The following is a 23,102-nucleotide window of genomic DNA, read 5'->3' as shown; positions in this document are numbered from 1 at the left end:
GGGTAGACTATAAGTGGGAACTGACGATGCTTGTCTATTGGCTGGATATTATTGGCACCGCCGTGTTTGCCATCTCTGGCGTCCTGCTGGCTGGAAAGCTGCGCATGGACCCTTTCGGCGTGCTGGTATTAGGCGTGGTGACCGCAGTGGGCGGCGGAACCATTCGTGATATGGCCCTTGCTAACGGCCCGGTATTTTGGGTTAAAGATCCTACCGATCTGGTAGTGGCGATGGTCACCAGTATGCTGACTATCCTGCTGGTGCGCCAGCCGCGTCGGTTACCGAAATGGGTGTTGCCGGTACTGGACGCCGTCGGCCTGGCTGTATTTGTCGGGATCGGCGTCAACAAAGCCTTCCTTGCCCATAGCGGACCGCTGGTGGCCATCTGCATGGGCGTCGTCACCGGCGTCGGTGGAGGGATTATTCGCGACGTGCTGGCGCGCGAAATCCCGATGATTCTGCGTACGGAAATCTACGCGACCGCCTGCATCGTTGGCGGTATCGTACACGCAACGGCGCACTATACCTTCCAGGTTCCGTTAGAAAACGCGGCGATGTCAGGGATGGTGGTTACGCTGGTGATTCGGCTGGCGGCAATCCGCTGGCACCTGAAGCTGCCAACGTTTGCGCTTGATGAGAATGGACGGTAATAAAAGCAAAACGGTAACCTGAACGTTACCGTTTTTAATGTTTGCTCCCTCTCCCTGTGGAAGAAGGGGCTCACGATCGCACTATCTTTAGACGCTGAATGAGGAGCCGCAGCCGCAGGTGCTTTTCGCATTCGGGTTGGTCACGATAAAACGCGAACCTTCCAGTCCCTCGGTATAATCGACGGCGCCGCCGACCAGATACTGCAGGCTCATTGGGTCAACCACCAGGCCGACGCCCTGCTTCTCGATAGTCATATCGCCTTCGTTAACCTGATCGTCAAAGGTGAAGCCGTACTGGAAACCGCTGCAGCCACCGCCGGTGATGTACACGCGCAGTTTCAGGTTCGGATTGTCTTCATCCGCAATCAGGTCTTTTACTTTAATCGCTGCGGCTTCGGTAAACTCCAGCGGCAACGCTACGTCATCACTCATTTTATGCTCCCATTGATACTTCTGACCGGTTAAAGAATAACCCGACCTTTTGAGCCATTATCTAATACCCGAGTAAATCGTTCAAGTATTCTCCCCGCCGACAGGCTGCGCCCTGGCTTCCTGTTCCGCTTTTTGTTTTGCGAGAGTACGCTGCAGAATAGTCGAGTATAAAGGCTTACCGCCGAGGAATTGTGCCAATAGTGTTGCGCCGAGGCAGGTAATAATCATTGGCAAAATGAGCTGATAATTATCGGTCATCTCCAGCACCAGCACGATACCGGTCAACGGCGCGCGGACCGAGGCGGCAAGCAGCGCCCCCATACCGGCAATGGCAAAGGTTCCCGCATCCAGATGATACGCCGGAAACAGCGGCGTCGCTGCCATACCAAACGCCGTACCCAGCAGCGTCCCCAGCGCCAGCATCGGGGCAAAAATTCCGCCCGGCGCGCCGGAAGAGAAGCAGAGCAGCGTGGTAATCACCCTCGCGATAAAAATAAATAGCAGCAGGCCAACGGAAAAATTGCCCGCCGCGGCGATGGGGATCAGGTTAAATCCGCCGCCGGACGCTGCCGGCTGAATCAGTCCCAGCACGCCGCAGCTACCGCCGATCAGGCCGCCAATCAGCACCCATTTCTTGATGTTGCCGCCGTGAATCCGCTGGAACATATCCTGGGTACGCAGCACCAGCGTATTAAATAACGGACCCACGCAGCCAAAAATCATCCCAAGGATCAAATACAGCCACAGCGTGTTGACCGGCGCATTGCTGAGCTTACCGACCTCGATAACCGCTTTATCGCCATTGAAGATACGGAAAACGATGGTTGCCATAATCACGCCGGTAAACACGGCTTTAATGGAGATCAGGTTGTAGCGAAACTGCGGGCGCATCTCTTCAATAATAAACAGAATCCCGGCCAGCGGCGCGTTAAAAGCGGCGGAGAGCCCCGCGGCGGCGCCGGTCGCCAGAAGCGTATGACGCGCTTCCGGACTGCGCATGCGGAAGACGTCCACCACCATGCGCCCAAGATTGCCCCCAAGCTGCACCATCGGCCCTTCGCGCCCCAGCACCATCCCCGCGCCCAACGTGCCCATGCCGCCGATAAACTTCACCGGCAGCACGCGCCACCAGCGAACGGGACGCAATTCCTCCAGCGCGCCTTCAATTTCCGGGATCCCGGAGCCGCCTGCTTCCGGCGCAAAACGACGGACGAGGAAATAGCCCACCATCGCCAGCAAAGCGGAGAGGATAAAAGCCAGCGGCCAGACCAGAAACCAGTGGTCTGCCACCTCTACCAGCGCGCCAATGCGCACGTTTTGCACCCAGTTGACGCTTTTCTCAAACGCGACGCCAACCAGCCCCGCCAGCGTTCCGACAACGGCCGCCATCAATAACACCGCCAGCGGCGTTTTATCACGCTGAATCAACCGACGCACGGCATCGCTGCGGCGAACGCGTACGAACTGATGTGCTGAAGAAGAGGGATTTTCTGCTTTCATGCCATTATCAATGATTAGTAATACAAATAGAAAGAAGGGCATTCTAGCCAACCGGACAGGCTCCGTCGTCAAAAAAATGCGCTGCGCCCCCATTGTTTCAATTGGGCAAAACTTTCATAACCTTCCTGGAATAACTTAGAATAGTCGACAAAACATTTTTCACGAACCAGGACTCCGGTAATGAGCAAATCTGAAAATCTGTATAATGCTGCGCGTGAACTTATCCCCGGCGGCGTGAACTCTCCGGTACGCGCCTTCACCGGCGTCGGCGGCACACCGCTGTTTATTGAGCGCGCCGACGGCGCATATCTCTACGACGTCGATGGTAAAGCGTATATCGATTATGTCGGCTCCTGGGGCCCAATGGTGCTGGGCCATAACCATCCGGCAATCCGCAATGCGGTTATTGAAGCTGCTGAGCGCGGCCTGAGCTTTGGCGCGCCAACGGAGATGGAAGTTAAAATGGCGGCGCTGGTCACCGAACTGGTCCCGACCATGGATATGGTCCGGATGGTGAACTCCGGTACCGAAGCCACTATGAGTGCCATCCGCCTGGCGCGCGGCTTTACCGGTCGCGACAAAATTATCAAGTTCGAAGGCTGCTACCACGGTCACGCCGACTGTCTGCTGGTGAAAGCCGGTTCAGGTGCGCTGACGCTTGGCCAGCCGAACTCGCCGGGCGTGCCGGCGGATTTCGCCAAACACACCCTGACCTGCACCTATAACGATCTGGCCTCGGTCCGCGCTGCGTTCGAACAGTATCCACAGGATATTGCCTGCATCATCGTTGAGCCGGTGGCCGGTAATATGAACTGTATTCCACCGCTGCCGGAGTTTCTGCCGGGCCTGCGCGCGCTGTGCGACGAATTCGGCGCGCTGCTGATTATTGATGAAGTCATGACCGGCTTCCGCGTGGCGCTGGCGGGCGCGCAGGATTACTACGGCGTGGTGCCGGATTTGACCTGCCTTGGCAAAATCATCGGTGGCGGTATGCCGGTTGGCGCATTCGGCGGTCGCCGCGAGGTGATGGATGCTCTGGCTCCGACCGGCCCGGTTTACCAGGCAGGTACCCTCTCCGGCAACCCCATCGCCATGGCGGCAGGTTTCGCCTGCTTAAGCGAAGTGGCGCAGCCCGGCGTACATGAGACCCTAACTGAACTCACCAATCAGCTGGCACAGGGCCTGCTGGACGCCGCTCGCGATGCCGGTATTCCGCTGGTGGTGAATAACGTCGGCGGCATGTTTGGCATTTTCTTTACCGATGCGCCAAGCGTGACCTGCTACCAGGACGTGGTGAAGTGCGATGTAGAACGGTTTAAACGCTTCTTCCACCTGATGCTGGAAGAGGGCGTCTACCTGGCGCCGTCGGCGTTTGAAGCGGGCTTTATGTCTATTGCTCATAGCGAAGAGGATATCGACAATACCGTCGCCGCAGCGCGTAACGCCTTCGCGAAGCTGTAACCCTGATTGCCGGGACTGCCCAGTCCCGGCAATATCTCTGTCATCTCGCCGCAAAGCCTCAATTTGCGTGGGTTCACGCATAACAATCTGCAAGCGCGATCGCTTCGAAAGATTGTCATCATCACGCCTCGTAGAAGTCAAAATCGTCAGCGGACAAAATGAAGCCCGAAGCCGATGCTGAGCGCAAAATTAGCCGCAGGGATCGCTCAGGATGACAACGCAATCTTCTCCCACCCCGCATGATGCTATCTTCAAACAGCTACTGGCGCATACCGACACCGCCAGAGACTTTATCGATATCCATCTTCCGGCAGATCTGCGCGCGCAGTGCGATACTGGAGCTCCTGCAGAAACATATTCGGCAACGGGATCTCATGCTGCTGCTGGAGCAATTGGGGGCCCTGCTGAACACGGGATATACTACCGCCGAACAGCTAAAAGTGTTATTTAGCTACATGGGGCAGCGCGGTTATACCGCAAACCCTAAGGCTTTTTTCAATGGACTGGTAAGTCATATACCGCAGGAGGAGTCAATGGAAACGCTGAACGAATGGCTGGAAAAAAACGGCAAAGAGCTTTTTATTGAATGGGGCATTGAAAAAGGTGAAGCAAAGGCCCGACTAAAAATTGCTAACCGGATGCTGGAAAACGGAATGGAACAGTCGCTGGTCATCCAGCTCACCGAATTAACGGAAAGCGAAATCAAACAGCTGCAGGACGCCGCTATAAATCCGGCCTGAATACGTACAAAAGCGACTTATCACATCGCGATGCCCGCCGGCATCGCGATGATGAAAAGCTACCGACTCTGCTTTCTCAACAGATAGATAAAGTACGGCGCGCCGATAAACGTCGACAGCAATCCCGCCGGGATCTGATACGGAAACATCAGCATCCGGCCGCACCAGTCGGCGAACACCAGCAGCACCCCGCCAATCAGGCCGGAGATCGCCATATGCGGCATCGTACGCCGGAATCCCATCATACGCGCAATATGCGGTGCCATTAACCCCACGAAGCTGAGGGGGCCAATCGTTAGCGTTGCGGCCGCGGTCAAACATGCCGCCAGCAGCAGTAGCCCGATACGTGACGGCGTCAGCGCCATGCCGACCGCCCTCGCCGCCTCGCCGCCCAGCGGCAGAATCGTCAGCCAGCGTCGGCAAAATGGCGTCAGCGTAAGCAGAACAAGCATCACCGCGCCGCTGCGCATCACGAGTTCCGGCGTGGCGCTGTAGGTTGAGCCGGAAATCCACGTCAGGATTTGCGCCATTCGCGGATCGCCGCTGGCCTGCAGCATCATCAGCAGCATGGTAAACGCCGTGCTCAGCGCCATCCCTGCCAGCAGCATGCGATGCGGCGAGAACCCGCCGCGTCCGGCGGCAATCAGGATGATCAGCAGCGTCGCCGCCGCTCCGAGGCTACCGGCGGGCAGCAGCCAGCCAAAGGCATTCCCCGGCACAAAGAACAGCATCACCACCACGCCAAACGCCGCGCCTGAGCTGATGCCGAGCACTTCCGGACTGGCCATCGGATTACCGGTCAAACGCTGGATAATGCAGCCCGCTACCGCCAGCATTACGCCAGCGAACAGCGCCGCCAGAATGCGCGGCCAGCGCCAGGGCATTAGCTCATCCAGTAGCGTACCGCTGGCCCAGTGCCAGCCCTGCGCATCGCGGCCGAAAGCCAGCGCAGCGACGATGGCCAGCAGCAGCAGCGCCAGCCCGCCCAGCGCGAACCACAGCACATGTTGCCGTTCAGCCTGCACCCTGGCGCCACCGTTCATCACCGGCGCGCTAATGCTGCGCAGGCGCGGCAGCAGCCATAGCAGCAGCGGCGCGCCAATCAGGGCGGTTACCGAACCGGTGGAGACTTCCATCCACACCCGGGCCAGCCAGAGGATAACCTGATCGGAGAGCCACAGCAGCAGCGCGCCAATCAGCGCCGCCAGCAGCAAGCGCGATAGCAGACGACGAGCGCCCAGCATCTTCGCCAGCAGCGGCGCGAACAGGCCGATAAAGCCAATAATCCCCACCGCATTCACCAACAGGGCGCTGATGACAATCGCCAGGGTCAACGCCCCCAGCCGTGCCAGCGAGAGCGCCAGTCCGAGGTTGCGCGCCACGCCGTCGTCCAGCCCCATCAGGGTCAGCGGACGCAGCAGCAGCAGCGTTAAAATGGCTCCGCCCAGCAGCTGCGGCCACAGTCGCTGCGCCACGCTCCAGTCGGTCTGGGTCAGGGTTCCGGTGCTCCACAGGAACATACTTTGCAGCTGATCGTGATGGAAGATCGCCATCAGTTGATTAAGCGCGCCGCAGTACAGGCTGACTACCAGCCCAGCCAGAATCAACGTCACCGGCGAGAGGCGTTTGCCCCACGACACACCAAACACCAGCGCGCCGACAATGCACGCTCCGGCAAGCGCGGCGAACTGCGACGCCAGCACGCCAGGGATCGCCCACAGCGTGGTGACCGTCATGCCCAGCTGCGCCCCGGTCGCTACGCCGAGCGTCGTCGGTTCCGCCAGCGGGTTACGTAGCACCTGCTGGAACAGCACGCCCACCAGCCCCAGCCCGGCGCCGACGAGCAACGATATAACCAGCCGCGGCAGCAGGCTGTAGTGGAACAGCATCTGAGCGATATTATCGATATTAGGCTGCCACAGCGCCTGCCCCCATTCGCTTCGCGGCAGCACCACGTTGAGGTTGAACAGCGTCAGCGCAGCAGCGACGATAAGCAGAGTTAACAGCAGAGATGTCGCCAAAGGCGAAATACGCGATCTCACACCGGGCCCCCCTGAGCGTCGGCCAGCACGCGGGCAAAATGCATCGCCGATAGCGTCGCGCCATAGAACCACACCGCCGGGACGCTCTGAAAACGCCCTGCGCGAACAAACGGCATCGCTTGCCACAGCGGCGTCGCCGTGAGCTGCGCCATCTCCCGCGCATTGCCGTGATCGAAGCAGATAACGTCGGCATCTCTGTAGGCCGCCAGCCGGTCAATACCGACGGTGACGCTGCCCCAGAAGGTGGTCTCGCCCTGCCAGGCATTTTTGATGGCAAAGCGGTCGAGCACTTCCTGGAACAGACAGTTCTGCGCAAAGACCAGCACGTGGCGGGTATCAAGCAGGGTAATCATCAGCAGCGGGCGATCGCCGCGGCGGGCAAAGCGCGGACGCAGGCTCTCCATCAGCGCGTCAAATTCTGCCAGATGGCGCTTCGCTTCCTGCTGCCTGCCGATCAGGTCAGCCATTTCGCTAAGCGACTGCTGAGCCATCATCAGCGGACGCTTGCCGTCGCTGAAGGTGAATCCTCGTCCGGGCGCAATACGCGCCAGCTTTTCCGCCGCCGGGCCGTACCCTGCCGACCAGACCAGAAACGACGGCTTCATCTGCGTCAGCAGCTCCAGATTGGGTTCGGTGCGCAGCCCAACATCAATCACCGAATCAGGCAGCGCCGGTTCATTGACCCACAGCCTGTAGTTAGGGATATCGGCAACGCCGTAGGGCGTGACGCCCAACGCCAGCAGCAGCTCTACCGGCAGCCATTCGAGCGCGACAATACGCTGCGGATCAACTTCCGCCGCCCGCGCGCCGCGCATCTGCCACAGCAGCGGCGACAGCGCCATCGCGGTCAGCAGGCGCCGCCGCGTGATGAGTGTGAGGTTTTCCATCAATAGACAAAACTTACCGGCGCTGCGCCAGCCGGATGCGGCAGGATCCCCATCGGGATACCGTAAATTTGTTCCAGAGTTTCGCTGCGCATCAGCTCTGCGGGCGTTCCCTGAGCGATCATTTCACCGCCGCGCAGCGCAACCAGATAGTCGCAGTAGCGCGCCGCCATATTGATATCATGCAGTACGGCGATCACCGTCAGCCCGCGCTGCTGGCTCAGGCGATGAACCAGCGCCAGCACATCCACCTGGTGGGCGATATCCAGCGCCGAGGTGGGTTCATCGAGCAGCAGGCAGCGGCTATCCTGGGCCACCAGCATGGCAATCCACGCGCGCTGGCGTTCGCCGCCGGAGAGGCTGTCCACCAGTCGATGGGCCAGCGGTTTTAGCCCGACCAGCGCAATCGCCTCTTCCACTTTTTCCCGGTCCGCCGCGCCAAAACGCCCCAGAGCCCCGTGCCACGGGTAGCGGCCGATAGCCACCAGTTCGCGCACCGTCATGCCTTCCGCCGGGGGCAACTGCTGCGGCAGATAAGCCACCTTGCGGGCAAAGGCTTTACTGCCCCAGCTATCGAGCGGCTGACCGTCAAGCAAAACCTCCCCGTCCGAAGGCGGCTGATGGCGGCCAAGCATTTTCAGCAGCGTCGATTTGCCGGAGCCGTTATGGCCAATCAGGCCCGTGACTTTTCCCGCCGGGAAGGTTAACGACAGAGGATGCAGCAGCGTTCGGCCGGGCACGCGGAAGGTCACGCGGTCCAGTGAAAACGTCGTATCGGAGTGCGGAATGTTTTCCTGCATAACGGAACCTGGTAAGAGGCGCGGCGAACCGCGCCCGTTAAGTGGTTAGAAACGGAAAGTCGCGGTCGCCACAACCTGACGCTCAGCGCCCCAGTAACATGCGTATTCGCTGTAGCAGCTGGAAACGTATTCACGATCGAACAGGTTATTGACGTTGACTCCGATCGACGAGCCCGGCAAACCAAAGCGCGCGAGATCGTATTTCACGGTGGCATCCATTAACGCGTAGCCCGCGACGTTGAAGGAGTCGTCTTTTTTCCCGGTCGAAGTATCGTTTTTGTAATAACTTACCGTTGAACCGACATAGCGAGCACCGGCGCCCACTGTCAGACCGCTCAGCGCGGTTTCGTGGAAAGTATAATCTGCCCACAGCGAGGCCATATTGCGCGGGACTTCTGCCGGACGCTTGCCGTTAAAGGTGGTGTCGTGCTGGTACTGAGCATCCGTATAGGTGTAAGAAGCCGTCACGTTAATATTGGCATTAACCGCCGCTTTCGCCTCCAGCTCAATCCCGCGAGAGCGGATTTCGCCCGTCTGGATACTGAATGAGGCGTTGTTCGGATCCGCCGTCAGGTTTTTATCTTTGGTCAGCTGATATACTGCGGCGGTCAGCACCACCGGCATATCCTTCGGTACGTACTTCACGCCGGCTTCATACTGCTCGCCGTGGGAAGCATCGAAAGGTTTGCCATCCCGCGACGATCCGGAAACCGGCTCAAAAGACTGGCTGTAGCTGAAGTATGGCGAGATACCATTATCAAACAGATAGTTAATGCCGCCGCGCCAGGTGAATTGCTGATCGTGATTTTTGGCGAGGGTATTCGCAGGGCGCGTCAGGGTTGAAGCCATCGCATAGTCGTAGCGGCCCCCCAGCGTCATCACCCACTTATCCCACGCCATCTGATCCTGGGCATAGAGACCGGTCTGCTCCATACGGTTCAGCACTGAATAGGGGAAGTTAACGCTCACGTTTGCATTGCCATACTGCGGGTTCTGCATATCAATCGCGGAAGCCGTCCCGTAATCCGCGTTCACATCATTGCGCATGCGCGAATAGTCTACGCCGGTTAACAGGGTGTGCCCTACCGCGCCGGTAGCGAAATCAGACTGCAACTGGGTATCAACGGTAAACGTATTAAGGTTCTCATCGGAGCGAACATACGCACGGTTGATTTTGCCTGTCGGCGTATATCCGTTGCCATAGACTGAACGATACAGAGTATGGGCGTTGGCATAACGCAGGTTCTGACGCACGGTGAAAGTGTCATCGAACTGATGCGAGAAGCTGTAGCCAACCATCTGCTGACGGCGAGACATCTTATTGTTCGCTTCGCCTTCGTTAAAGTCCGTCGGCAGCTTATGCGCCTTACCGTTGGCGTCGTAATAGGGCACCACTGTCCCTTCACGCGGCAGCCAGCCGTAATACCCGGCATACGGATCGCTCTGGAAATTACTCAGGAAAGTGAAGTCCGTTTTGTCATCCGGACGCCAGCTAAAGGAAGGAGCGACCGCATAGCGGGTTGATTTCGCCATCTGCTGCTGAGCATCCTGGCTGCGGCCTAAACCGGTCAGACGATATGACCACACGCCGTCTTCATCAATGGCATCGCTGAAATCAAAGCCCGTCTGCCACAGGTTATCGGTACCCATTTTAAATTGGATTTCTTTCAGCGGTTCAGTCGTCGGACGCTTGCTGACCATGCTGACGATGCCGCCAGGGTTGCTGTTGCCGTACAGCACCGACGTTGGCCCGCGCATCACTTCCACGCGTTCGAGGAAATAAGGGTCCATTGAGACTTCAGAATAGTTATTACCCTGCAGCTTCATCCCATCCAGATACTGGTTGGTATTCACCGTCGTTGAGGTGGTGAAACCACGAATCGTCACCACATCATAGGTGGTTGAGCTGCCGCGGGTCGAGAATACGCCAGGGGTATAGGCCAGCGCTTCTTTGACCGTCGTCGGCTGCTTCATCTCCATTTCCTGGCGGGTCACCACGGAAATAGACTGCGGCGTTTTTTCGATGGGTGTATCGGTTTTTGTTGCGGTAGCCGAATGTTTCGCCGCGATGGTCGCTGCCGGTCCCCAGGCGCTCTCCTGCGGAGCCGGAGCGGCGGTTACGGTAATGGTTTCTTCTTTCGGTTCAACTGCCGCCTGTGCATAAACAGACATGCCGCTAACCGCCGTGGCTACTACAGCTGCGATTTTACGCAGCGAGTGATTTGGCTGAGCAGTTTTAAGACGCGCCATGGGTATATCTCTGATAGAAGTTAATGATAACGTAAACGAGAATTATTATTATAACGGCTGACATAATAGGCGAAACGAGCGCGGCAAGGCAAGAAATATGCCCCCTGCGGGCTATCAAAGGATGAATAAATAACCAGACGGTAATTGTGGGGTTATAAGGCTGTTAATTAATTTACAGATATAAAAAGGCCCTCTAATACTGAGGTATTAGAGGGCCACTATTCCTGCACCCACTCAACCAACAAGGCGCCGGCTTTCAGGATGCAACGACGAGTTAATTACCGCCGAACATATCTTTAATCCAGCCCGCTACGCCATCGCTCTTCTCCTGCTTCGGCGGTTGCTGCTGATTTTGCTGCTGTTGCGGCTGTTGCCCGGACTGATTGAACGGATTATTCGCCTGCTGCTGCTGGAGCTGCTGCTGTTGAATCAGTTCGCCCTGGCGACAAAGCGCGTCCGGCGAGGTCGTCCATACCGGAAGCGAACGCATGCCGCCGCTGCAGACAAAGTTACCGCTGCTATCGACGCCCATATCCACCACATCTTCCGGCGGAGTCAGGACCAGCGGAGTCGGCGTCTGGTTAGCCAGATAGCGCTGGTAAATCGACATTGCGCCGCTGGCGCCGTACAGCTTAGTCGGCTGGTTATTATCGCGTCCCACCCAGGTAATGGTCACCTGACCGCCGTCAATACCGGCAAACCAGGTATCAACGTTGTTGTTGGTGGTCCCGGTTTTACCCGCCAGATGCAGGCCCGGATACTTCGCGCCCAGCTGACGACCGGTACCGCGCTGCACCACCTGCTGCATAGTCCAGAGCGTCATATAAGCCGCCTGCGCCGGTACCGCCCGTTCCGCCTGCGGATAGCTTTGATAGAGTACGGTACCATCTTCAGCGATCACCGAACGCAGCGCTGACAGCGGCGCGCGGTTGCCACCGCTGGCAATGGTCTGGAACGCCTGCGCCACTTCAATCGGCGTCAGGTTCAGCGCCCCCAGCAGCATAGAAGGAACCGCATTCAGCTGATTCCTGGGCGCGCCCAGCTTAGTCCAGGTATCAACCACCGCCGGCAGGCCCAGCGCCATCCCGAGATTCACCGTCGGCACGTTCATTGAACGCGTCAGCGCGTCAACCAGCATCACCTTCCCGCTCTCGCTGTAGCGACGATCGTCGTTCTGCGGCGACCACGTCTGACCGTTAGACAGACGAATCGAGATAGGCGCATCGGCGATCCAGGTATTGAGACGATACTGATTCGGCTGACTTAGCGCGGTCAGATAGGTCGCCGGTTTTGCCAGCGAGCCAATCGAACGGCGCGCCTGCATTGCGCGGTTATAGCCAGCAAACTGCGGCTCCGCCCCGCCGACCATCGCCCGTACTTCTCCGGTGAAGCGGTCGACAACCACCATCGCGGTTTCCAGATCCGGTAGCTTACGCTGTTTCTTCAGCGCCGGAATACCCTCTATCGCCGCTTTTTCCGCCGCATCCTGCGCCACGGAATCGAAGGTGGTAAAGATCTTCACGCCGGAGAGATCTTTGACTTTATCGCCCAGTTTCGCCTGCAGCTCCTGACGCACCATCTGCATAAACGCCGGCTGCGGAGAGATCACCCCACCGCGCGGCTGTACGCCCAGCGGACGCGCGCTGAGCATGTCATACAGCTCCTGATCGATAACCTGCTGCTGCTGCAGAAGACGCAGCACGAGGTTGCGTCGCTCCAGCGCCAGCTTCGGGTTACGCCACGGGTTGTAAACCGACGCGCCTTTTACCATCCCCACCAGCAGTGCCTGCTGATCGAGGCTGAGCTCTTCCACCGGACGACCAAAGTAATAGAGGCTCGCCAGCGGGAAGCCGCGGATCTCGTTATCGCCGCTCTGACCGAGGTACACCTCGTTCATGTACAGCTCAAGGATACGATCCTTGCTGTAGCGGGCATCGACGATCAGCGCCATATAGGCTTCGTTAATCTTGCGCCAGTACGAACGTTCGCTGGAGAGGAACAGGTTCTTCACCAGCTGCTGGGTCAGCGTACTCGCCCCCTGCACCGTACGACCGGCGGTCAGGTTAGCCAGCACCGCACGGCCAATGGAGTAAAGGCTGATGCCGTCGTGTTCGTAAAAATGGCGGTCTTCCGTCGCCAGCAGAGTATCCACCAGCAGATCCGGGAAGCCGTTGCGCTTCACAAACAGACGCTGTTCGCCGTTAGCCGATTGCAGCATGGTGATCAGGCGCGGATCGAGACGGAAGAAACCGAACTGGCGGTTATTATCCATGTTCTCGATGGTGTCGAGACGATCGCCATTAAAGGTCAGACGCGCGCGCACCTGGCCTTCTTTACTGTCCGGGAAATCGAACGGACGGCGGATCATCTCGATACTGTTGGCCTGTACCGTATATTCCCCCGGACGCGTCATCGCGCTCACCTGGCGATACTGCGTCGCGTTGAGCAGGCGCACCATTTCGTTTTTGCTGATCTGCATATCCGGCTCAAGGTTGACCATTCGGCCATAAACCGCCGCGGGCAGATCCCAGACTTTCCCGTCAATGCGGCTGCGGATTTTCTGGTCAAGGTAGACGCCATAGGCGGCAATCAATACCGCACAGACGACCCCAATTTTAATCAGCAGCCACAGCCAGGTGCGTTTACGACGAGGGGGTTTACCGCCTTTGCCTTTTCCTTTCCTCGGCATCGGTTTTTCATCCTCATAGTCATCATCGTAATCGTCGTCGTAGTCCTCTTCCCGAACCCGACGGCGAGTTACCTTTTGTTTTGCCGGGCGCGAGGGTCTCCCCTTACGTCCGATCGGCTCGCGGTCATCTCCCGCCATGCTTTTTCTCCGCAACTTACAGGCGTAAAGGCCTGATTCTCAATGTTTCCCCGGATGGGGGAAAGAAGAAATCTCTCAAATTGCCGCCCGAAGGTGTTGTTTTTCAGGCAACCATTTATGGACTGCGCGACGCATTATCATGTCGCTCGCATGATTTTCACTTTAAAAATTCACCATACAAATCACATTGTTACACGCTTCATCGACAGAATTATTCGGGACACGGAACGGATTGTCCAGGGAATACAGGATAGCACTAAACCGCGACATTCTTAACCAGCATTTTACATCCTAGCCGGACAACCTCAGGGAAATTGTGATGTTTTTTAACAACATAAAAATGTGCGCCCGTAACGTTCTGCTGGCCGCAGAAACAAACCGAAGCAGTAAGGCCGGAAAATATTATTTCCGCCGGAAAACAGAAACGACCCAGATGAAAGAAAATGAGATTTAAAAGAGCGCAATGATAAAAACGCGAGCCACTTAACATTTATAATTTGGCAGATTTTCTGATGACTGCCGAAAAATATTTGTTAAACTGTCAGCCAATTAATTTTTCTGCTTAATAGATTATGCGCAACTTTATTATATTTCCGCTTATGGCGGTTGCCCTGCTCTCAGGCTGTCAGCAAAATCGTCAGACAACCCTGAGTCCTGCGGTTAGCGGTGAGGCTCAGCTTGAGCAGCTTGCCTCCGTCGCCGCCGGGGCGCGCTATCTGAAGAATAAATGCAACCGCAGCGATCTGCCTGCCGATGACGCAATTAACCGTGCGGCAATAAACGTCGGTAAAAAACGCGGATGGGCAAATATTGATGATAATCTGCTGAGCCAGCGCAGCGCGCAGCTATATCAACAGCTCCAGCAGGATAGTACCCCGGAAGCCACAAAATGCAGCCAGTTTAATCGCCAGCTGGCGCCATTTATTGATAGCCTGCGCGGCAATAAATAGCGGTTATTTTAATTCCGCTCGCGCTATTTTTATTCTCCCTGCGGACTCTCCTCAATCGTCCCGCCCGGCCAGTCATCCAGCGCCGCGAGGGTAAACGTTTTACCGTTAAAGCTAAAGACGGTGAGATCCTGCTGGATCTGCTCGATAACCAGATTCGCCAGCGGCGAGTCGCCCTCCTTCCAGGATTGTCCGTTTAATACAATGCTGCGTTTCTCCGCCAGGGTGGCGTAGACGTGCGCGCTGTAGCGCAGAGGCGGCAGATGATCTTCATCGATCGGCGCCTCCGCAACGGCCTGCGTTTCTGGCCCGGCTTTAACCGGCTTGACGGCAGTTTCGACCGCCGGTTGATTCAGCGGCACTAACGCCGCATGGGCTACCGGCTGCGTTATCGGCTGCGGGACGGGTTTATTCCGCCACTGCTCGCCGCCAAACCAGCCGAGCGCAATCAGCAGCGCGGCATACAGCGGTACGGTCACGCAGGGAATTTGCACCATTTTCCCGCCCCCCGCCGGGGGACTGGACGGCGGGTACGGTTCTTGCTCACGAACAAGCACGGATTTCTCCTTAATCAGGACACGCCATCCCGGCCCGCGGTTTGTACGCCGCGGGCCGGGAGGTTAAGGTCTTACTTGCTGCTGACCGGCAGCCCCGCACCCTGAGCATCGCCCTGCGGCATTTCCAGCACCGCCACCGACCATGCCGGCAGGGTGACCGCGCCGTCTGCGGCAATCTGCACGCCGTGAGCCAGCGAATTTTCGCCCGCCGCCTGCTGGATCGCGCTCAGCTGCAGCGTCTCACCGGCAAACTCATTTAGCGTACGGCTTTCCGGCGCAGCGTTGATCGCCACCACCAGGCCGTCAAGACGGCTATCCAGACTGGCGCCCGCTTTCACCCCGTCATCCACGGTCATAATCAGCAGACCGGCCTGCTGGTCTGAACCGGTATTACGGAAATCAACGCGCTTCATCACCGCGCTGCCCTCACCTAAGGTGAACAGCGGCGAGGATTTACGCAGCTCGGTCAGCTCCTGGTAGAAGGCGGTCATCTGCTTCAGCTCCGCTTCGCCCGGAGCGGCAACCATATCTTTGACGCGTGAAATCACGTCATAGTTACTGCCGTCATCGCTGATGCGCGGCATACCAACGTTGTAGTTATTGTCCTGCAGAGAATAATCCACGCGGTTGAACCAGTCGCCGGAGTCGTAGGAGTCGCGGGTAAAGGATTTCGAGCGCAGCAGTTCAGAACCCTGCTGGTCGAAAGCGATCCCCTGCCCGAGCATCACCGTCGCCAGCGAAACAGCCTGCATGCGAACGCGGGTCGCCAGGTCGGCTTCCTGGGACGCTTTATAGCTGATCATATCCCACAGCGTCTGGTTGTCGTGCTTCGAAACATAGTTGACGACTTCCGTCGGATCTGCGGCATAGCCGCCAGGCGCGCCGTTATAGTCAATTTCGCTGCCTTTCTTCACCGCGCCGTCTTTGTCGATCATCACAAAGTCAGCAAGGTTACCGGCCATCCCCAGACGGGTCAGATCGGCCAGATGACGGACCTGATCATCGTTCAGGCTGGTGAGCTCGTTTGGTAATACGCCAGCGCCGCTGCCAACGCCCTGGTTTTGACGCAGCGCATCGCCGGAATCAAACGGGCCGCCGCCGCGCACGGAGTCGCGCAGACGATCGGAGAACGTCCCGATACCGGTGCCTTTCAGATTGATCTGCGAGGCGATTTCAAAGCGGTCGCTCTGGTTTGAATCCCAGCCTTCACCAAAGAAGTAGATGTCCGGATTCAGGGCTTTAATGCGCTCCCACGCCGAGAGAATTTGCGCTTTCGGGTGATAGCCCATCAGATCGAAGCGGAAACCATCGATTTTATAATCCTTGGTCCACACCGCCAGCGAGTCGGCGATCAGCCTGGCGAACATCCGATGCTCCGGCGCAGAGTCGGAACAGCAGGTGGCGGATTCAACGCTGCCGGTGGTTTCATTCAGACGCTGATAGTACCAGGGCACGATCTTATCCAGCACCGACGTGCGGTCGGTCGGACCCGCGGCATTGGTGTGGTTATATACCACGTCCATGATCACGTTCATCCCCAGATCCTGCTTGATCGCCTGAATCATGGTACGGAACTCTTTGATGCGCGTCGTGCCTTCCGGATCGGTCGCGTAGGATCCTTCCGGAACCGTGTAGTGGAACGGATCGTAGCCCCAGTTATAGGAGTCGGTCTGCGCCACCAGCGTATTCAGCGCCTGTACCTGCGGATTATCCTGGCTATCGCTCTGCCTGAGCTGGTTCAGCACCTCCTCCACGGTGGAGCCGCTGTCGCAGTATCCGGCGAACTCGCTGCTTTTCACCGCGCTGTTCACTTCGCACAGGCGGCTGAACGGCTGCTGAATATCGGCGACTTTGTCACTGAACTCGTTCACCGTCGCCAGATCGAAGACCGGCAGCAGCTCGATGTGCGTGACGCCTGAGGCGGAGAGCTTCTTCAGATGCTGTACCATATTGCTGTCGCCGGCGGTCAGCGCGAGATATTTACCGCGCAGTTCGGCCGGAACGGTCTGGTCCCAGGCGGAGAGATCGCGAATATGCGATTCATGGATCGTCATCTTCGCTAACTCCGCTTTTGTCTTCTGGGCATGCGGCATCGTCAGGCTATCCCAGCCGTCAGGCTTCAGGGCGCTGTCGTTGAGATCGACCACCTGGCTGTACTCCGAGTTGGTCGACAGGCTATGCGCATACGGGTCGGTGACTTCATACTGTTCAACCTTGCGCGACTGCGGGTGATAAACCGTCATCGCATAGCGGTAGAACGCGCCTTTCAGATCGCTGCCCCCCTGCCACGACCACGCGCCGGAAGCGCTGTCGCGGGTCATAGGATGGCTGCCAATCACTTTTTTGTCCGCGCTGTAGACCACCACATCCACCTGCTGAGCAGTCGGCGCCCAGACGCGGAATGTGACGCCGCCGTCGGTCAACTGCGCGCCGTAGCTCAGCGCTTCCGCCGCTTCGGCATAGGTGTCATCCAGGACGCCCGCCGTCTGCACCTGGGTGGCGGAAATCAGGATCCCGTCCTCTGCGGCGGCAATGGCGACCGTTTCGCCCTGCAGCAGCTCGTCAACGTTCGCATTGTCCGGCAGCTTAAAAGCCGCATAGCTGGAAAGATGCGGGAAACGCATGCTGACCTGCTGATTGACCGTAGTCGGCGTCAGTTTCAGGTAACGGTCGGTAAATTTGCCTTCGCCATCCGCCGCCACTTTACTGCTGTGGCTGTAGTAGAGGCGCACAATGGGCTTGTCCTGTCCGCCCGGCCACAGCAGCGTATTTTTATCGACCCAGTGGGCTTCGGCCAGCGCGACGCCAAAAGCGGCGCGGAAAGCGTTGGCGCGGGAGTCATAGACCGCGCTGTTACCGGCGATCACCGATACGGTACGATCGGTGAAGTCGCCAAACGCCACCCGCAGATCGCTATCGATCAGTTTATTGGTGCCGTCGCGAACGATGACGTTGATACAACCGCTCTCTTTGTTGAGCGGAATCACCCAGTACGGGCCATATTTATCGCTGCCGCTCGGGGTGGTGCTGACGTCATTCCAGTCCGCTACCGGCGCGCTGAGCGCATCGCAGGTTTCGTTATTCCACAGATAGAGGTTTTTGCTGCTGTAGTCCGCCGCGTTGTTGCTGGTGATGCCGGCAATATCCACCAGGTGGATGACCGCCTGGTTTTCTGCCGCCGTGGCCGCTTCGCCGGGTACGGCAACGTCAGGTAAACGTACAACGACATCCTGATTACCAGGAGTGTCGGGATTTCCAGAGGAAGAAGAAGAGGATCCGTTATCGCAGCCGCTAAGTAAAACCAGCGATCCCAGAACCAGGGCATTACGGGTATATCTGAGCATTCGATAGTCCCTATACATGCTGATTAAATTATATGAAGTGATATATACACGAAACTATTCCTGGCGCATTTAAGCACCATAAAAAAATAACGAGCATATCTTTAAAGCGTCGATAATTAGATATTCTTGCTCTCTCCGGTTCAATCATCCGTTCGCTCATTGTGTGGGGGCGTAGGCGGCCGGAGGAGAAAAAATAAAAAGGGAATGACGACCGCAATAGCCAAACTCTTTATCATTCGCAGCGACCTACGCAGATTCCCGCAATAAGCACGCTCACCATAAAAAAAAAATCCCCACCAATATCGGTAGGGCGGTACCTTTTACTGAGGGAAACAGAATGAGCAAAGGAATAAAAATGCCTAATTCCGTGATGAGATTAACAATATCAAATAAAAAAATAATTAATTACGTGCCTCATATTGTGACGTTCATCATATTATTTTTTATCTGCCAGCAGCTCGCCCAATTAACCTGGAAAATAATTCTCCCGGTAAACTTTACGGATGACGCATTAAACTCTGCCGATACGACGGTGCCCGCCGCGCCCTCCCCGGAAACGGCGCTGCCGCGCTTTACGCTATTTGGCGTGGCGGAGAAAACGCCCTCCTCCGCAAACGGCGACAACCTCGAGCAGGCGCCCGTTTCGGCGCTCAAACTGCGCGTAACCGGCCTGCTCGCCAGTACCGTTCCCTCTCGCGCCATTGCTATCATGATGCAGGGGAATCAACAGGTTAGCCTCGGGATTGGCGATAATACGCCGGGCGGAGAGGCGAAAATTGTCGCCATTTTCCCCGACCGCCTGATTGTTAATTACCGCGGCACAAATGAGGCTATCCCGCTGTTTAACGACCCGCCCGCCGCCGGCAAAAATAGCGCCGCGCCGCCAGCCGGCCAATTGGCGCAGGAGCTCCGCGCGCAGCCGCAAAATATTCTTCATTACCTCAATATTTCGCCGGTCATGGTCAACGACAAGCTCAGCGGATATCGCCTGAATGCGGGAAAAAAACCGGCGTTATTTCGCCAGGCGGGTCTCAAGGAAAACGATCTGGCGATTGCCCTGAACGGCCTGGATCTCCGCGATAAAGAACAGTCTCGCCAGGCATTAGCTCAGCTACCGGAATTAACCGAAATAACCCTTACCGTTGAACGCGACGGCCAGAAACAAGATATTTCTCTAGATCTGAGGGATGAATAATTGATCATCACCAACGTTACCCGCCCATTTTTCCTGACGCTGCTGATATTCGCCGCGCTGATATTCAAACCGGCCGCGGCGGAAGAGTTTTCCGCCAGCTTTAAGGGCACCGATATTCAGGAATTTATCAATACGGTCAGTAAAAACCTGAATAAAACGGTCATTATCGATCCCAGCGTACGCGGCACCATTACCGTACGTAGCTACGATATGCTCAACGAAGAGCAATATTATCAATTTTTCCTCAGCGTCCTCGATGTCTATGGCTTCGCGGTGATTAATATGAATAACGGCGTCCTGAAAGTCGTTCGTTCGAAGGATGCGAAAACCGCCGCGGTGCCTGTGGCGAGCGATGCCGCACCGGGTACTGGCGATGAGGTCGTCACCCGCGTCGTGCCGCTGACTAACGTCGCCGCCCGCGATCTGGCGCCGCTGCTGCGCCAGCTTAACGATAACGCCGGCGCGGGCAGCGTGGTGCACTATGAACCCTCCAACGTCCTGCTGATGACCGGCCGCGCGGCGGTGATCAAGCGTCTGTTGACCATCGTCGAACGCGTCGATAACGCCGGAGACCGCAGCGTGGTGACAGTTCCCCTCTCATGGGCCTCCGCCGCCGATGTGGTCAAGCTGGTGACTGAACTCAACAAAGATACCAGCAAATCGGCCCTGCCCGGCTCGATGGTCGCCAACGTGGTGGCCGACGAGCGCACCAACGCGGTGCTGGTCAGCGGCGAGCCCAACTCTCGCCAGCGGATCGTCGCCATGATTAAGCAGCTCGACCGCCAGCAGGCGACGCAGGGCAACACCAAAGTGATCTATCTGAAATACGCCAAAGCCGCCGATCTGGTCGAAGTGCTGACCGGCATCAGCAGCACGATGCAGAGCGAAAAGCAGGCCGCGAAGCCGGTGGCGGCGCTGGATAAAAATATTATTATCAAAGCGCACGGACAGACCAACGCCCTGATTGTCACCGCCGCCCCTGACGTGATGAACGATCTTGAACGGGTAATCGATCAGTTGGATATCCGCCGTCCACAGGTGCTGGTGGAGGCGATCATCGCCGAAGTGCAGGACGCTGACGGTCTTAACCTCGGCATCCAGTGGGCCAATAAAAACGCCGGGATGACCCAGTTCACCAACAGCGGTCTGCCAATATCTACGGCCATCGCCGGGGCCAACCAGTACAACAAAGACGGCACCGTCAGCAGCTCCCTGGCCAGCGCCCTTAGCTCCTTCAACGGCATTGCCGCCGGCTTCTACCAGGGCAACTGGGCAATGCTGCTCACCGCACTCTCAAGCAGCACCAAGAACGATATTCTCGCCACGCCGAGCATTGTCACCCTCGACAACATGGAGGCCACCTTTAACGTCGGCCAGGAAGTCCCGGTGCTGACCGGCTCGCAAACCACCTCCGGCGATAACATCTTCAATACCGTCGAGCGTAAAACCGTCGGCATCAAGCTGAAGGTAAAGCCGCAAATTAACGAAGGCGATTCGGTCCTGCTGGAGATCGAACAGGAGGTTTCGAGCGTGGCGGATGCCGCCTCCAGCACCAGTTCGGATCTCGGCGCGACCTTCAATACCCGTACGGTGAATAACGCCGTACTGGTCGGCAGCGGCGAAACGGTGGTCGTCGGCGGCCTGCTGGATAAAAGCGTCTCCGACACCGCCGATAAAGTCCCTCTGCTCGGCGATATCCCGGTGATTGGCGCGCTGTTCCGCTCCACCAGCAAAAAGGTCTCCAAGCGCAACCTGATGCTGTTCATTCGTCCAACGGTGATCCGCGACCGAGACGAGTACCGTCAGGCTTCATCCGGGCAGTACACCGCGTTTAACGACGCCCAGAGCAAACAGCGCGGCAAAGAGAACAACGACGCGATGCTGAGTAACGATCTGCTGGAGATCTACCCGCGCCAGGATACCGCCGCGTTCCGCCAGGTCAGCGCCGCCATCGACGCGTTCAATCTGGGAGGCAATCTATGATGCCCGCCGCTGAACGACGTCCGCTGCTCCCCTTCAGCTACGCCCGCGCGCACAACGTGATGCTCCTGAGCAACGGCGCAAGCTGCGAGGTTTTCTGCCTTGCCGCCACCGCGCCGCAGGCGCTGCTGGAAGCTCGCCGGGTGGCCGGGATGCCGTTCAGCCTGGAACGACTGGAAGCAGAGGCGTTCGAAAAGCTGCTGGTGCTGAGCTATCAGCGCGACTCCGCCGAGGCGCGGCGCATGATGGCGGATATCGGCAACGAGCTGGATCTGTACACCCTTGCCGAAGAGCTGCCGGACACCGACGATCTTCTGGATAGCGAAGACGACGCGCCGATTATCCGCCTGATTAACGCCATGCTCACCGAGGCTATCAAAGAGAAAGCGTCGGATATTCATATCGAAACCTATGAACGCCACCTGCAAATTCGCTTTCGCGTCGACGGCGTACTGCGCGAAATCCTGCGCCCCCAGCGCCGCCTCGCCGCGCTGCTGATCTCGCGCATTAAGGTGATGGCGAGCCTTGATATCGCCGAAAAACGCATTCCTCAGGATGGGCGCATGGCGCTGCGTATTGGCGGACGCGCCGTCGATGTCCGCGTCTCCACCCTGCCGTCGAGCTACGGCGAACGCGTGGTGCTGCGTCTGCTCGATAAAAACAGCGTTAATCTCGACCTGCTGACCCTCGGGATGCCGCCCGCGCTGCTCCAGCAGGTAGATGGACTGATCGCCCGCCCGCACGGCATCGTGCTGGTGACCGGGCCGACCGGCTCGGGAAAAAGCACCACCCTCTACGCCGCGCTAAGCCGCCTCGATGCCCGCGAGCGCAACATCATGACCATTGAAGATCCTATCGAATATGAGCTGGAGGGCATCGGTCAGACTCAGGTTAACGCGAAAGTCGATATGACCTTTGCCCGCGGGCTGCGCGCCATTTTGCGCCAGGACCCTGACGTGGTGCTGGTGGGCGAAATCCGCGACGGCGAAACGGCGCAAATCGCCGTTCAGGCCTCGCTAACCGGCCATCTGGTGCTCTCAACGCTGCATACCAATAGCGCGCTGGGCGCCATCTCGCGCCTGCAGGATATGGGCGTCGAGCCTTTTCTGCTCTCCACCTCGCTGCTGGCGGTGATGTCGCAGCGGCTGGTGCGCCGGCTCTGCCCGCACTGTCGCCAGCAGGAGCCGGCCAATGCCGATACCGCCCGCCAGATGGAGATCGCCCCCGGCACGGCGCTCTGGCAGCCCCGGGGCTGCGCCGAGTGCGGTTTTACCGGCTATCGCGGACGTACCGGCATTCACGAACTATTGCTGGTGGACGATCGCGTGCGCATGGCTATCCACCGCGGCGAAAACGAGGTGACGCTGATCCAACAGCTGGGAACGGACTATGTCACCCTACGCCATGCCGGGCGGGAAAAGGCGCTGGCGGGGATCACCAGCTGGCAAGAGGTCCTGCGGGTCACCGAACAGCAGATCGCGGAGGCCTCCTGA

At 57.9% G+C, this 23,102-nt stretch carries 16 protein-coding genes and 1 pseudogene; 8 read left to right on the top strand and 9 right to left on the bottom strand.

The window, feature by feature from the left end; translation table 11 throughout:
* Positions 1-26: 26 nt before the first annotated feature.
* The gene (locus ACSIPU_RS21160; protein WP_004107962.1) at positions 27-650 is read left to right on the top strand and encodes a TRIC cation channel family protein; all 624 of its coding nucleotides are present in this window, start codon (positions 27-29) and stop codon (positions 648-650) included.
* Positions 651-737: 87 nt separating this feature from the next.
* Here ACSIPU_RS21160 and erpA read toward each other — a convergent pair whose 3' ends face one another.
* Entirely contained in the window at positions 738-1,082 is a 345-nt protein-coding gene (gene erpA, locus ACSIPU_RS21155) for an iron-sulfur cluster insertion protein ErpA (RefSeq protein WP_004098733.1), read from the bottom strand.
* Positions 1,083-1,163: 81 nt separating this feature from the next.
* The gene (clcA, locus tag ACSIPU_RS21150; protein ID WP_032692291.1) at positions 1,164-2,582 is read right to left on the bottom strand and encodes a H(+)/Cl(-) exchange transporter ClcA; all 1,419 of its coding nucleotides are present in this window, start codon (positions 2,580-2,582) and stop codon (positions 1,164-1,166) included.
* Between the two features lie 180 nt (positions 2,583-2,762).
* Between clcA and hemL the strand changes: the two genes are divergently transcribed.
* From hemL to ACSIPU_RS21135, 3 genes and pseudogenes are all read left to right on the top strand, one after another.
* Complete coding sequence (gene hemL, locus ACSIPU_RS21145) at positions 2,763-4,043, top strand: glutamate-1-semialdehyde 2,1-aminomutase (RefSeq protein ID WP_004107964.1); 1,281 nt, start codon at positions 2,763-2,765, stop codon at positions 4,041-4,043.
* A 211-nt stretch (positions 4,044-4,254) separates the two neighbouring features.
* A pseudogene (locus ACSIPU_RS21140) lies at positions 4,255-4,377 on the top strand (Rpn family recombination-promoting nuclease/putative transposase); the annotation flags it as partial.
* Positions 4,378-4,417: 40 nt separating this feature from the next.
* Positions 4,418-4,783 (top strand): hypothetical protein, encoded by a 366-nt coding sequence (locus ACSIPU_RS21135; protein ID WP_224226636.1) that lies wholly within the window; start codon positions 4,418-4,420, stop codon positions 4,781-4,783.
* Between the two features lie 59 nt (positions 4,784-4,842).
* On the opposite strand, the gene fhuB is transcribed toward ACSIPU_RS21135, so the two are convergent.
* The 5 genes from fhuB to mrcB form a co-directional block, all read right to left on the bottom strand.
* Positions 4,843-6,825: a Fe(3+)-hydroxamate ABC transporter permease FhuB gene (fhuB, locus tag ACSIPU_RS21130; RefSeq protein WP_004107968.1), complete on the bottom strand. Its 1,983-nt coding sequence runs from the start codon at positions 6,823-6,825 to the stop codon at positions 4,843-4,845.
* Positions 6,822-7,712 carry a Fe(3+)-hydroxamate ABC transporter substrate-binding protein FhuD gene (gene fhuD / locus ACSIPU_RS21125; RefSeq protein WP_024273746.1) on the bottom strand — a complete coding sequence of 297 codons (891 nt, stop codon included), beginning with the start codon at positions 7,710-7,712 and terminating at the stop codon, positions 6,822-6,824. Before fhuD ends, fhuB begins: the two co-directional genes overlap by 4 nt.
* A complete protein-coding gene (gene fhuC / locus ACSIPU_RS21120; RefSeq protein WP_004107972.1) occupies positions 7,712-8,509 on the bottom strand; it encodes a Fe3+-hydroxamate ABC transporter ATP-binding protein FhuC in 798 nt (265 codons plus the stop codon). The genes fhuD and fhuC overlap by 1 nt, the downstream gene beginning before the upstream one ends.
* A gap of 45 nt (positions 8,510-8,554) precedes the next feature.
* Positions 8,555-10,759 carry a ferrichrome porin FhuA gene (gene fhuA / locus ACSIPU_RS21115; protein WP_032691939.1) on the bottom strand — a complete coding sequence of 735 codons (2,205 nt, stop codon included), beginning with the start codon at positions 10,757-10,759 and terminating at the stop codon, positions 8,555-8,557.
* A 274-nt stretch (positions 10,760-11,033) separates the two neighbouring features.
* Positions 11,034-13,586, bottom strand: a complete 2,553-nt coding sequence (gene mrcB, locus ACSIPU_RS21110) for a bifunctional glycosyl transferase/transpeptidase (protein WP_004107974.1) — start codon at positions 13,584-13,586, stop codon at positions 11,034-11,036.
* Between the two features lie 572 nt (positions 13,587-14,158).
* Here mrcB and pulS point away from each other — a divergent pair.
* Positions 14,159-14,536 carry a GspS family T2SS pilot lipoprotein variant PulS gene (gene pulS, locus ACSIPU_RS21105; RefSeq protein WP_004107976.1) on the top strand — a complete coding sequence of 126 codons (378 nt, stop codon included), beginning with the start codon at positions 14,159-14,161 and terminating at the stop codon, positions 14,534-14,536.
* A 29-nt stretch (positions 14,537-14,565) separates the two neighbouring features.
* On the opposite strand, the gene gspB is transcribed toward pulS, so the two are convergent.
* Together gspB and pulA are read right to left on the bottom strand one after the other, a co-directional pair.
* Positions 14,566-15,090: a type II secretion system assembly factor GspB gene (gene gspB, locus ACSIPU_RS21100; RefSeq protein ID WP_004107977.1), complete on the bottom strand. Its 525-nt coding sequence runs from the start codon at positions 15,088-15,090 to the stop codon at positions 14,566-14,568.
* A 71-nt stretch (positions 15,091-15,161) separates the two neighbouring features.
* A complete protein-coding gene (pulA, locus tag ACSIPU_RS21095; RefSeq protein ID WP_004107978.1) occupies positions 15,162-18,434 on the bottom strand; it encodes a pullulanase-type alpha-1,6-glucosidase in 3,273 nt (1,090 codons plus the stop codon).
* Between the two features lie 355 nt (positions 18,435-18,789).
* On the opposite strand from pulA, the gene gspC reads away from it, so the two are divergent.
* Genes gspC through gspE form a run of 3 tightly spaced genes read left to right on the top strand, consistent with a single transcriptional unit; the run spans position 18,790 to position 23,102 of the window.
* Positions 18,790-19,629, top strand: coding sequence for a type II secretion system protein GspC (gene gspC / locus ACSIPU_RS21090; RefSeq protein WP_435322263.1), 840 nt, complete (start codon positions 18,790-18,792; stop codon positions 19,627-19,629).
* Positions 19,630-21,612: a GspD family T2SS secretin variant PulD gene (gene pulD / locus ACSIPU_RS21085; protein ID WP_004107980.1), complete on the top strand. Its 1,983-nt coding sequence runs from the start codon at positions 19,630-19,632 to the stop codon at positions 21,610-21,612. It abuts the gene before it with no gap.
* The gene (gene gspE, locus ACSIPU_RS21080) at positions 21,609-23,102 is read left to right on the top strand and encodes a type II secretion system ATPase GspE (protein ID WP_023320344.1); all 1,494 of its coding nucleotides are present in this window, start codon (positions 21,609-21,611) and stop codon (positions 23,100-23,102) included. Before pulD ends, gspE begins: the two co-directional genes overlap by 4 nt.

Origin of the sequence: Klebsiella sp. HN106 (assembly GCF_051209435.1) — a bacterium.
GTDB lineage: Bacteria > Pseudomonadota > Gammaproteobacteria > Enterobacterales > Enterobacteriaceae > Klebsiella > Klebsiella oxytoca.
Note: the sequence above shows the minus strand (reverse complement) of the source record. Positions and strands in the feature narration are given on the sequence as shown.

Bases quoted from the DNA above. Each gene is read 5' to 3' on its own strand.
- fhuC (WP_004107972.1), bottom strand. From the start codon at position 8,509: ATGCAGGAAAACATTCCGCACTCCGATACGACGTTTTCACTGGACCGC.
- erpA (WP_004098733.1), bottom strand. From the start codon at position 1,082: ATGAGTGATGACGTAGCGTTGCCGCTGGAGTTTACCGAAGCCGCAGCG.
- gspE (WP_023320344.1), top strand. From the start codon at position 21,609: ATGATGCCCGCCGCTGAACGACGTCCGCTGCTCCCCTTCAGCTACGCC.
- hemL (WP_004107964.1), top strand. From the start codon at position 2,763: ATGAGCAAATCTGAAAATCTGTATAATGCTGCGCGTGAACTTATCCCC.
- ACSIPU_RS21135 (WP_224226636.1), top strand. From the start codon at position 4,418: ATGCTGCTGCTGGAGCAATTGGGGGCCCTGCTGAACACGGGATATACT.
- ACSIPU_RS21160 (WP_004107962.1), top strand. From the start codon at position 27: ATGCTTGTCTATTGGCTGGATATTATTGGCACCGCCGTGTTTGCCATC.
- fhuD (WP_024273746.1), bottom strand. From the start codon at position 7,712: ATGGAAAACCTCACACTCATCACGCGGCGGCGCCTGCTGACCGCGATG.
- gspC (WP_435322263.1), top strand. From the start codon at position 18,790: ATGCCTAATTCCGTGATGAGATTAACAATATCAAATAAAAAAATAATT.
- fhuA (WP_032691939.1), bottom strand. From the start codon at position 10,759: ATGGCGCGTCTTAAAACTGCTCAGCCAAATCACTCGCTGCGTAAAATC.
- mrcB (WP_004107974.1), bottom strand. From the start codon at position 13,586: ATGGCGGGAGATGACCGCGAGCCGATCGGACGTAAGGGGAGACCCTCG.
- clcA (WP_032692291.1), bottom strand. From the start codon at position 2,582: ATGAAAGCAGAAAATCCCTCTTCTTCAGCACATCAGTTCGTACGCGTT.
- pulA (WP_004107978.1), bottom strand. From the start codon at position 18,434: ATGCTCAGATATACCCGTAATGCCCTGGTTCTGGGATCGCTGGTTTTA.
- pulS (WP_004107976.1), top strand. From the start codon at position 14,159: ATGCGCAACTTTATTATATTTCCGCTTATGGCGGTTGCCCTGCTCTCA.